This window comes from Psychrobacter sp. P2G3 (assembly GCF_001593285.1).
GTDB lineage: Bacteria > Pseudomonadota > Gammaproteobacteria > Pseudomonadales > Moraxellaceae > Psychrobacter.
The window spans coordinates 1-9708 of record NZ_CP012532.1 but is presented as its reverse complement, the minus strand read 5'-3'; the positions used below and the strand labels follow the sequence as shown (position 1 = coordinate 9708).

At 37.3% G+C, this 9708-nt stretch carries 13 protein-coding genes; 7 read left to right on the top strand and 6 right to left on the bottom strand.

Annotated elements, in window-relative coordinates; genetic code table 11:
- Nucleotides 1-45: 45 nt before the first annotated feature.
- Nucleotides 46-936, bottom strand: a complete 891-nt coding sequence (mobV, locus tag AK823_RS13875) for a MobV family relaxase (protein ID WP_068330444.1) — start codon at nucleotides 934-936, stop codon at nucleotides 46-48.
- 458 nt (nucleotides 937-1394) lie between these two features.
- Between mobV and AK823_RS13870 the strand changes: the two genes are divergently transcribed.
- From AK823_RS13870 to AK823_RS13855, 4 genes are all read left to right on the top strand, one after another.
- Nucleotides 1395-1670 carry a hypothetical protein gene (locus AK823_RS13870; RefSeq protein ID WP_068330442.1) on the top strand — a complete coding sequence of 92 codons (276 nt, stop codon included), beginning with the start codon at nucleotides 1395-1397 and terminating at the stop codon, nucleotides 1668-1670.
- Nucleotides 1671-1760: 90 nt separating this feature from the next.
- On the top strand, nucleotides 1761-2042 hold the full coding sequence (locus AK823_RS13865) for a type II toxin-antitoxin system RelB/DinJ family antitoxin (RefSeq protein WP_068330440.1): 282 nt from the start codon (nucleotides 1761-1763) through the stop codon (nucleotides 2040-2042).
- Nucleotides 2029-2295 carry a type II toxin-antitoxin system mRNA interferase toxin, RelE/StbE family gene (locus AK823_RS13860; RefSeq protein WP_068330438.1) on the top strand — a complete coding sequence of 89 codons (267 nt, stop codon included), beginning with the start codon at nucleotides 2029-2031 and terminating at the stop codon, nucleotides 2293-2295. The genes AK823_RS13865 and AK823_RS13860 overlap by 14 nt, the downstream gene beginning before the upstream one ends.
- A 118-nt stretch (nucleotides 2296-2413) precedes the next feature.
- Nucleotides 2414-2611, top strand: a complete 198-nt coding sequence (locus AK823_RS13855) for a hypothetical protein (RefSeq protein ID WP_068330436.1) — start codon at nucleotides 2414-2416, stop codon at nucleotides 2609-2611.
- A gap of 99 nt (nucleotides 2612-2710) precedes the next feature.
- Here the strand turns inward: AK823_RS13855 and AK823_RS13850 are convergent, their stop codons facing one another.
- Nucleotides 2711-3184: a BLUF domain-containing protein gene (locus tag AK823_RS13850; protein WP_068330434.1), complete on the bottom strand. Its 474-nt coding sequence runs from the start codon at nucleotides 3182-3184 to the stop codon at nucleotides 2711-2713.
- A 461-nt stretch (nucleotides 3185-3645) separates the two neighbouring features.
- Here AK823_RS13850 and AK823_RS13845 point away from each other — a divergent pair, with 461 nt between their 5' ends.
- Nucleotides 3646-4119 (top strand): nicotinamide-nucleotide amidohydrolase family protein, encoded by a 474-nt coding sequence (locus tag AK823_RS13845; RefSeq protein WP_228138954.1) that lies wholly within the window; start codon nucleotides 3646-3648, stop codon nucleotides 4117-4119.
- On the opposite strand, the gene AK823_RS13840 is transcribed toward AK823_RS13845, so the two are convergent.
- A complete protein-coding gene (locus AK823_RS13840; protein ID WP_068330430.1) occupies nucleotides 4120-4800 on the bottom strand; it encodes a DUF421 domain-containing protein in 681 nt (226 codons plus the stop codon). It abuts the gene before it with no gap.
- Nucleotides 4801-5068: 268 nt separating this feature from the next.
- Between AK823_RS13840 and AK823_RS13835 the strand changes: the two genes are divergently transcribed.
- Together AK823_RS13835 and AK823_RS13830 are read left to right on the top strand one after the other, a co-directional pair.
- Nucleotides 5069-5278 carry a ChaB family protein gene (locus AK823_RS13835; RefSeq protein WP_068330427.1) on the top strand — a complete coding sequence of 70 codons (210 nt, stop codon included), beginning with the start codon at nucleotides 5069-5071 and terminating at the stop codon, nucleotides 5276-5278.
- 113 nt (nucleotides 5279-5391) lie between these two features.
- The gene (locus AK823_RS13830; protein ID WP_068330424.1) at nucleotides 5392-5709 is read left to right on the top strand and encodes a hypothetical protein; all 318 of its coding nucleotides are present in this window, start codon (nucleotides 5392-5394) and stop codon (nucleotides 5707-5709) included.
- Nucleotides 5710-5945: 236 nt separating this feature from the next.
- Here the strand turns inward: AK823_RS13830 and AK823_RS13825 are convergent, their stop codons facing one another.
- The 3 genes from AK823_RS13825 to repM form a co-directional block, all read right to left on the bottom strand.
- Nucleotides 5946-6149, bottom strand: a complete 204-nt coding sequence (locus AK823_RS13825; RefSeq protein WP_068330448.1) for a CsbD family protein — start codon at nucleotides 6147-6149, stop codon at nucleotides 5946-5948.
- Nucleotides 6150-6842: 693 nt separating this feature from the next.
- Entirely contained in the window at nucleotides 6843-7865 is a 1023-nt protein-coding gene (locus AK823_RS13820) for an AraC family transcriptional regulator (protein ID WP_082785779.1), read from the bottom strand.
- A 407-nt stretch (nucleotides 7866-8272) separates the two neighbouring features.
- The gene (gene repM, locus AK823_RS13815; protein ID WP_228138955.1) at nucleotides 8273-9250 is read right to left on the bottom strand and encodes a replication initiation protein RepM; all 978 of its coding nucleotides are present in this window, start codon (nucleotides 9248-9250) and stop codon (nucleotides 8273-8275) included.
- Nucleotides 9251-9708: the final 458 nt, after the last annotated feature.

Below are 9708 nucleotides of genomic sequence, written 5' to 3'. Positions count from 1 at the left end.
GTCTACAGAATTATGTTTAATAGCTTTATTTTAATATTTTGATACCTACCTAGCCTTTTTACTTTTATCCCTCTCTACAGCGATTTTACGGCTTTCTAGCTGCATGGCATAATTCACTCTAGCAACTTCCTCTTGATTTAACCCTTCAATAGCTACTAAGTAATACTCAACACGTTTTTTGAGAGTGTCATAGCTCGCTTCTGCCACGCTTTTATCTACTCTAGCCTTCCCGTACTCCGTTAGAATGCTGTTAGCTGCCTTCACCGTCGGTTCTACTTGCTCAATAACGGCTGCTGTGACCTTTTCACCATACCGAGCCTTGCTTTCAAACATTTCAGGCTTAGGCGATACGGCTTCGATAGTGAAGTCTCTCGCGTGGTTGATGTCGTGGTAATACTCCTTGATGCTAGTGTGCTTAGCTTTAGAGCCTTCCTTGCCCCTCGTTAGCCCTAAATCAGCGACCGTATTGGCAAAATCTGTCTGCATCTTGTTTAACTTAACCCTGCCCCCTAGAAAATCCTTACAGTTCAGCTTCCCCTTTTGGTCAATAGGAACGACATAAGCGACTAGGTGCGGTGTGGTTACGTCCCGATGAATACTCATACCCGCAATATTTTCTTCTCCATGCTTATCACTGAGCCATAAACTCGCTCGCTTAAAAAATTCTGCTTCCTGGCTTTTCCCCCAGCCGTCCCATTCAGGACTGGCGGTTATTAAATACTCAATACATAGCACCGCATCAGAGCGTCTTTTGTCAGGGAGCCGATCTTTTATTGCCTGTTTGACGGCTTCAGGGGTAGCGACTGTGTGATCATTTTTAGGGGTGCGATTGGGGTCAGCATTGGGTGTTTCTATCGTTCGGTAGTTGTGTGCCAGACTGCCGCCAATATTCCCCATCGTCTTTAATTTTGCTGTCCTCAAAATTGCATAGTTCATAGCCACTTTTTCCTGATAATTGAGTATTATTTCATTGAAGTGTACTTACTACACCATAAATCCAGCTGTTAGGAAAGCGTCATTTTTGGAGAAAAAGGCGGTGAAAAAGGGCTGTTTTTCGCTTTTTAGAAGCTAGCCTGTAAACAAATTGTAGACACCTTTTTATCTAATAAATCAATGGTTAACCTCGTTTTTGTAAACTTTTCGTATACAAATTCAATTCGTTAAACCTAACAATATCAGCTATTTGGCAGTCCCTTTAGGGTGCGTAAGGTGTAGTCATTAAATTAGGTAGAAAATAACGGATATTTTATCTGTCGTAATATTTGCTGCAAAAAAGGGTTTATAAGAGCGTTACTTCTCATCATTCACTGGCATAATCTTAGCTTGGTACAAACAATTTATTTACCTAAAAAAATTATCTGTCGCTACAGATAATTCTAGTAGCGGAGTCATTTATGAGTATGATCGGTGTATCAGTAGCTAGCAATAAAAGCCTTCAGCTTGAAGCCACCCAAGAAGCCTACGATAGAGCTATCGTAAAGCTTAATTTGCTGTTGATTGACGATAAGACGCATGAGCAAGCCGTTAGGACAAAGCTGTTTGAAGTCATGGATGAAAGGAATGAGCTAGGGGATTATTCAACTTCTGACCTTCACGTTATGGGAAAAGGGATTGAAAAGGCAGTTGATGACTTTCTTGCTGGATTGAATGAGCAGACTATTATTGCTTAGATTAGCGAGAAGATAGAACGCTAAAGTTATTGAGATTTAATCACCTTTCGCTTATATTAGGGGTACGAATATAAGCGAAAGGTGATTACTATGACTACGACCAATTATAATATACGGCTTGACCAGGATCTGAAGGACAGGTCTTTTTCTGTTCTAGAAAGCTATGGGTTAACACCTTCACAAGCCATAAGACTGTTCTTAAACCAAGTAGCCGATACCAATGCGGTTCCCTTGTCTTTTGATTACCAGCCTAAGCTTAACGCGCAAACACTCGCGGCTATTGCAGAGGTTGCGAGTGGTAACGGCACTAAGTACGACAGCTTTGGTGATCTTATGGATGAGCTAGAAGGCGAGGCTGATGAGATCCATTGAAGTATCAAACCAGTTTAAGAGAGATGCTAAAAAGAATTATCTAGACTTACTCACTCCTGCATGGGGCGAGGTGCTTAATTGTCTGACTAACGATGTACCGCTACCGGCTAAATATAAAGACCATGCGTTGACCGGCAATTATAAAGGATTTAGAGACTGCCACATCAAACCTGATTTGGTACTTATCTACCGTGTTCAGAGCGATACGTTAGATTTCGTTAGGCTGGGCAGCCATTCAGAGATATTTGATTAGTTGAAAGCTAACGCCCTTCGGTTGTTGGTATTGAGAATAAATAAATTCAAAGAATGCCGTAAACAATGGACGTACAGCCTACAGATTGTGTTCTAGTATAAGGAGTCACACGCCTGATATGCTCAACTCGCTAAAAATGACAGATAAGCAAAGAGGAACATTTGCGGCTAATCTTTCACAGATGAGCGAGCGAGCTAGTAAAGCTAAGAAAGGTGAGGACTACAAGCAATTCGCTACGCGGACTGAGCTATGGGATGAAAATAAGCAGGTTTTTTATATACCTTATCTTGAAAAATTAGGTTTCCAGCCTTCCTGAAAGGAAGTGATAGATTTTGGAAATAGTCACCACACCAAAATATCCTTAGAGGAATTACGAGGCTGATAGAACACTAGGTTTCTTTTTCTCAGAAGCGTGTTATTTTTGAAGTTCTGATAGTGCTTCAATAAACATAGTAATTTGGGAAGTACTCATGAAATAAGGGTTGAATTTATTGCTATCTGAGAACTTCAGTACATACTCTTTATCCTCATCTTTGAGCGTTAAATATTTCATTGACCATTTATTCCAACGCCTATGTTCAACTTCACGACATTCAATGATCTGCAACGAAAAATGTCGATCATCTTGGATTAAGTTTTTTAATAAGTTATTAATATCAGATCTTGCACCCTCAATACTCTGAAGAAAATAGTTTTCATTAAGTACTAAAACCCCAGTGATATCATTGCGCTCATTGTTTCGTCGCGCTTGCTCAAGGATACGCGCTACTTCAATATTCGCATTGTTGGTGTTATAGCAGCTAATATAAGTTAAACGCATGATAATGCACTCACTATAATGTAAGTTAGAAGCATTTTTTTCTGAAACCTCTGTCAGTTCTAGCTCCACAAGTACTCTCCTTGATAAAAAGTTGTTTCTATTTGATTGTTGATTATTTGAGCTGACGTTTCTGACTGTAACTAAGAAACTGATCTGAGACAAGTATGTTAAAGAAGGAGTTGTGTTATTAGATAAGGATCATTAGCCAATGTTTTCCAGTTAGATAAATTAGATTGTGACAAATGATTTTAGAGAGAAAAGTCGATTTAAAGTGGTTCCTTAATCAAAGTCTAAATAGGGTAGTCTCTTAATCGTTTTTGATTCGTTTAGAGGTGTAATAAACTGGTTTCATTGGGGTATGCCCTAATCTAACCAGTCTACAGGAACTGAACTGTTATCTATTCTACCTTTACTAGTGCAAACCTAATTAAAAAGTACTGTTACGCAAGTTCATCACTACTTGTATTGAATCTTAAATAGGAAAGTACTGTAATGACCTTGATTGTTCTAATGTTAGTATGGAGGGCGTTGTGACTGATAGCTGTGCTAAGTTGTTGGCAGATAAGCAATTAACCATAATTTTTATTGAAAGCGCAACCGCAGGCTATCTAGCGCATCGCTTTTCTATGAGTCCCTATTCAGGTGATGTGTTAATGGGTGGCTTAGTGTGTTACGACGTCGCGATAAAAAAGAACGTGTTAAATATATCGAGTCAACTAATTGATGAGTGTACGCCTGAATCATTAGAGGTCACTCGAGAACTTGTCAATAAATCTAAAACGCTGTTTGAGGCCGATTTATATGTGGCTTGTACAGGACTATTAAAGTCTGGCGGTTCTGAAACCAAAGAGAAGCCCGTCGGCACGTTTTTTTATTGCATCAGCTATAAAGACGAGCTTTATGATTTTCGCAGTGTCTGTCATGGTGCGCCTGAGCAAAAGCTACGCAGTATAAACAGCCTTATTTGTAAGAGTATTATTGAGGTGGTCAACCAGTCATCCTAACTAATTTACTATCTTAGTATTTAGAGCTTTAGCCCACCCCTTTGCATGATGGCATCGATTGCATACTTCATCTGGCGCTAAGATATACTCAACATATCCGCAATGCATACAGGCATAGGGATGACCATTTTCTAGCACTTTTGCTGCCTGAAATTCTTTAGGAAAAATAGGTAGTCCATACTGCGTCTCATCATGTGGAAATAACAAGACACTGAAATCACCATCTGTTTCGAGCAATCCAACCTCCACTTGTCCTAAATGACGCACGCCTTGTTGACGCATTTCAGTAAAAAATTCATCATGCGACATTTTACCTTTTTCGACATCCTCAATTATCAATAAACCATTTTCTACGATATAAGTGGGTTTGCCTTCTAATAGGAGCTCAAAAAGCTTGTGCTTCGTGGTGAACCAAGTACAAAGTCTATAGAGAAGTAAAACAAGACCCATGATGAGCACCGCTTGGATAAGCGGCAAATCCTCTGTAAACATGGGGTCACCGGCAATAGAGCCCAGCGCCAAAATCATGGTTAACTCAAAAATAGTGAGTTGGCGAATACCGCGTTTGCCTGTACTTCGTAACAATAAAATGATCAAGCAAAACATAATGGTGGTACGTATGACTATTTCTACCGCAAAAGTCCATGTAGTGTCATAAATAAAAATACTTATCCAGTCCATTTTGTTTTTCCTTGGTATAGTCAGTTCAATGATTTTATGATCGTTTTCTATAGCTTTTTTAAATCTTCCGGTTTTAACTATGATAAGGATATTAAAATGAGAACATCAGTAGCTCCCAAGTCGCTTCAAAATAAATTATGAATATGCTATTAACACTTTTAAAACAACCTGACACGTGGCTCTTCTGGTTTGTTGATAGCAGTCCTGTAAAATTAAATATTCAATAATCATAAAAAAATAATCATAAATATCTATAAGGATAGATGCTATGCCTTACGATAAATTATCCGATCTACCTGACAGCGTAAAAGACAACTTACCTGAACACGCCCAAGAAATTTTTCAAGCGGCTTTTAATAGTGCTAACGCGCAATATGATGACGAGTCGCGTTGGTTTGCTACCGCTTGGGCTGCTGTCGAAAATGTTTATCATAAAAATGATGATGGGAAATGGGTTAAAAAGTCTGACTATAAATAATAAAAGGATAATGGTCTGCGTTAGTATTTGAATCAGCTTAGTTCAATTATCTTATGATCGTTTTCTATAGCTTTTTTAAATCTTCCGGTTTTAACTATGATAAGGATATTAAAATGAAAACATCAGTATTAACTAAGTCACTTCAAAGTAGATTATGGATAGTATTTTTGGTGAGTTTCGTTGGTCTCAGCGCTTGCAGTAATGAGACAGAAGAGCCAGCTATTAATACGGAGGAGTCTAGCGAAATGACACCTGTGCAAACAGCGAGCGAGGCTGAAGATCAAACTACTGCTTCTACAGAGGACGAAGAAGGTGCAGGAGGTACAGCATACTATTCTAGTAATGGAAATGACCAAAAGGCTGATGATACGGTCTATATCAACGAAAATAATTCAAATCTAGATAAGACACCGGCAGATGGCGTGCAGTAAGTATTGGAAGTCGCGCAATCCATTAAATATTAAAGGGTTTCTGTAAGGTTATTATCAGTTTTAATTGTTCCGACTAATCGCTATCTCAAAATATCCCATTTTTGACGGCGGCAGCCTATCCTGCAATCAAGCCTTTTATCTTTACTCACATAATTAGCAGCATTGACTAAAAAAGCCCGTGACCATAGCCACGGGCTTTTTGCATTTTCAGGGTATGACTATTAAAAACATAATAATCAATATTTATTTTGGTTACGCCACTCATCTACATCACGTTCAGCATCTTCTTTTGAATGACCATAACGCTCTTGGACACGGCCAACCAGTTTGTCACGGTCACCTTCGATATGGGTAAGATCGTCATCTGTTAACTCTCCCCACTTTTGTTTTACTGAACCCTTGAGCTGGTTCCATTCGCCTTTTAGTGTTTGGTTATTCATATCATTATCCATTTTTTGATTGTTTTTGTACTGTTCATCCATACTTTTTTCGTTCACATTTTGATTGTCCATTATGGTTTTCCTTTTCCATTTATGAGTTTGTGAGTCAACTTATCTATATTAAGCGCATCCATGTTTTCTTATTTTTATTGATGAATAGGCTATCAGCAGTCTTAATTTTCAAGCTGATATATCTAATATAGATGGACGCAATTAGGACGTCTGTACAATGAATGTTTATAGTGTTTCTGAGTCATTGTTAAGACTGCTGATATGTTATCGTGATGTAAGTTGTGTCTTTGACTAGACGTTTCTTGACCGCCAAAATAGAATAATAGGCATAAAAAAGCCCTAGACGGACTTTAACTTTAAAATTATTTCCATTAAAAAAGACTATAAAATATGCTGGGTGACATTAATTTAAATTTAATTATAACTGCATATGTTAGTCCAAAAATCAAAATAAAGGCTGCTATTGCTCGCAATATAAATTTATTACTCTCCATAGATTACCCCTTAAGTTGTTCAACAGATAAAAACACTTTCCGTATCTTAGTGTTTTTATCTGTTGGCTGTTACTAATCAGCATAACTTAATCTGATGGTTTATTCGTTAAAAACCCTACGAGTGAATCGCAGTAAGTATACTATTATATACACTGAGCAAACCTACCAAACAACATTCCTTTATATATTAATAGCTTAGATGATAAATCTTAGTCCCTATTTGGGGAACCACGAATTGCACTACGACAAATGATTTTAAAGAGAGAAAAGTCACTGGCATAGGCGGCTTTTTTTGATGCCTCTGACGATACACACTTGGACATACTCCGTACACTCGCTTAAAAGCTTGACTAAAGGTTGAATCTGAAGCGTACCCTACCAGCTCACTAATACGACTAATACTTTTCTGTTGCAAACGCAAATAGTGGGCAGCTAGGCGCAGACGATAATCACTTAGATAGGTCAACGGTGGCATACCCACTACGTTTTTAAAACGCTGAGCAAAGTTTGACCGAGATATACCAGCGACTTCAGCCAACTTGTGAATAGTCCAGTTTCGTTCTGGCCAACGATGCATAACAGCTATTGCCTTAACTAAATGAGGATCCCTCATCGCTCGTAACCAACTATCAGTGGCTTCAGGCAGGGTCTCAATATAGGTACGCAAACACTCAATTAGTATGATACTGGCCCAATGATTAATGACAGCCGCCCTACCCATACGCTCATATTTAGACTCTAAGGCTAATAGCTTAATCTCTAGATCTATCGTCTTAAAACGACCATCAGACTCAGCACTAATATTTGGTAACATTGGGGGCAACATAGACAATAACGGACGAATCATTTCTTTATCATAGTGGCATTCAATTAGTATTAAACAAGCATTGTTGTCGCCACTATCGTTAAGTTGAATAATTTCATTGGTATTATTATCCATTAAATCGTTTAGAGTTCTGGCGTTATCTCCATTGTGATTGAGCGCATAACTCACATGCTGATAATCGTCAGAGATCATAATAGTATCGCCACTATGCGCCTCTCGTACTTCATCTCCTATCTGAATGCAAAAGCTACCAGATAGTACCGAATAGAACATAATCGTGTCTTTTCTAGAAAACGAATAAGACCAGTTACCATGCCCATTCAAACGATAGTATTTTGTCTCAAGTAAGTGCACGTTTTGTAGTAATGCACTTAGCGCATCCATAAACTCCTTCCTTAACAAGATAGTGACGGATTGATTAAGCGCAGCAAAATAAACCTCATGCTAGTTATTACACAAAGTAAATCGCTTATTTTGGACTTTTGATGCAAGTATACATACGCTATATACACCTTGAAATTTAGGCTACTGAAAATAAAATAAGGTTTGTTGGTATATAGCAGAAGAAGTAATAAGAAACCTCTAATCAGTGGCAAAAATAATTGTTAGTATGAAAATTAGAACAACTACTCCTAGTAATTGTAGAATAAATTTTATATTACTTATAATTAGGGTCTAATATTTATATTAGCAAATATTTACCTTACTACTTTCTTAACGTTCTTACTATAAAAGCCTCAAAATATAATCAAAAAATATACTGTAGTGGACACTCAACTTGTTTATAACTTTTAGTATTCAAGATAGTCTCTGATTGGACGTTTTTTAAACTTTGAAGCGTCTTTTTTGAGACGATTAATCATTTCAAACTCCCACACCTTCATATCCTGACCAGCTGGGCTAGTCGAACTAACTAGATCATTATAATCTGCTACAAAACTAGGATTTCGAGCAATACGGCCTAGCTGTTTATCATTTAGACCTTCAATCGTAAACATATCGGCTGTATCTTTATCTCTACTAACACCTTGTTGCTTACTATCTTTAGGCTTACTTTTTGACAGTACTTTAAATTTAAAACCAATAATATTTTTACCGTATTTTTCTTGCTCATAGCCAACTTTGATATCAGTGTGCTTGTTAATTTCTTTAATAGCTTTGTCTAAAACACCAGATTTGAAGTCACACATCCGTTGATATTCATCATCGTCTACTCCAAGTTGACCTCTAAACACTTTTAAACCAAATAAAGGCGTCTTTTTGGCTTCACGCCATTGTATTAGAAGTTCATATAAACGTACTGAATACATACTATTGAGCATTGATGTTTGTTCTAACGTGTACTTAGTAAAAAACTGCTCTATACCGTTTATACGTGTTATTTCATTTACTACCGCAGGCGTAAATATAATCTCAATAGTACCTTTATCCTGCTTATACTTTGCTTGACTTATCCAACGGGACTTAACGGGATAACCATCATTTTCGTCTAAAAAAGTAAATCTACGCTCGAATAGATTTTCTTCCGCTTTTTTAAGTACGTCATAAGCACCTTGTCTTGTCGTTCCAAACGCTTCAGCGTACCTTGAGGCTTTTATAGTTAAAGGCTTGTCTGCTGACAATCCTTCATTTTTTTCTCTGCTATCTATGATAGCTAGCTGAACCAACCTTATTTCAGCAAGCGTAAGATTTTGGATTGCCGTATTTAGTCTGTTTGTCTTAACTATAAGATCCATCTTATTATTACCTGCATTCATGCTTGGTTTCATCAACTTAGTCCTCTAACTATATAACGATAAATAATATACCACCATTATGACGATAAATAAATAAATATCGTTATAAGGTAAGTAAACTACGTTCTATGGGTAAGTAAACTACGTTCTATGGGTAAGTAAACTACGTTCTATGGGTAAGTAAACTACGTTCTATGGGTAATGAAAGCGTTTGTACATAAGGGTTGTAGCGGACTTAAAAGCTGTTAAAAGCATTAAAAACATTAAAAACATTTTTTGATTTTTTTACTAATTAAAAAGACAGAAGATAAAAGCCCTAGTTAAAGCGAAATCTCAGTTTTTTTTTGTGATCTTTTGGATCAAGTAATCCATCAACTTGTTTTAACCTCACCCAAAGCAACAGGATTTTCCAAATTCTCCAATTCTTTTAGCATTCTAGTGACGTTATTTTTCTTAAACCTTAGTAATAAGCTATAGAAACCATACCATTT

What these genes read in the sequence shown, in the direction of transcription:
- AK823_RS13840 (WP_068330430.1), bottom strand. Translation starts at nt 4,800, where the DNA reads ATGGACTGGATAAGTATTTTTATTTATGACACTACATGGACTTTTGCG.
- AK823_RS13820 (WP_082785779.1), bottom strand. Translation starts at nt 7,865, where the DNA reads ATGGATGCGCTAAGTGCATTACTACAAAACGTGCACTTACTTGAGACA.
- mobV (WP_068330444.1), bottom strand. Translation starts at nt 936, where the DNA reads ATGAACTATGCAATTTTGAGGACAGCAAAATTAAAGACGATGGGGAAT.
- AK823_RS13870 (WP_068330442.1), top strand. Translation starts at nt 1,395, where the DNA reads ATGAGTATGATCGGTGTATCAGTAGCTAGCAATAAAAGCCTTCAGCTT.
- AK823_RS13860 (WP_068330438.1), top strand. Translation starts at nt 2,029, where the DNA reads ATGAGATCCATTGAAGTATCAAACCAGTTTAAGAGAGATGCTAAAAAG.
- repM (WP_228138955.1), bottom strand. Translation starts at nt 9,250, where the DNA reads ATGAAACCAAGCATGAATGCAGGTAATAATAAGATGGATCTTATAGTT.
- AK823_RS13825 (WP_068330448.1), bottom strand. Translation starts at nt 6,149, where the DNA reads ATGAATAACCAAACACTAAAAGGCGAATGGAACCAGCTCAAGGGTTCA.
- AK823_RS13835 (WP_068330427.1), top strand. Translation starts at nt 5,069, where the DNA reads ATGCCTTACGATAAATTATCCGATCTACCTGACAGCGTAAAAGACAAC.
- AK823_RS13855 (WP_068330436.1), top strand. Translation starts at nt 2,414, where the DNA reads ATGCTCAACTCGCTAAAAATGACAGATAAGCAAAGAGGAACATTTGCG.
- AK823_RS13865 (WP_068330440.1), top strand. Translation starts at nt 1,761, where the DNA reads ATGACTACGACCAATTATAATATACGGCTTGACCAGGATCTGAAGGAC.
- AK823_RS13830 (WP_068330424.1), top strand. Translation starts at nt 5,392, where the DNA reads ATGAAAACATCAGTATTAACTAAGTCACTTCAAAGTAGATTATGGATA.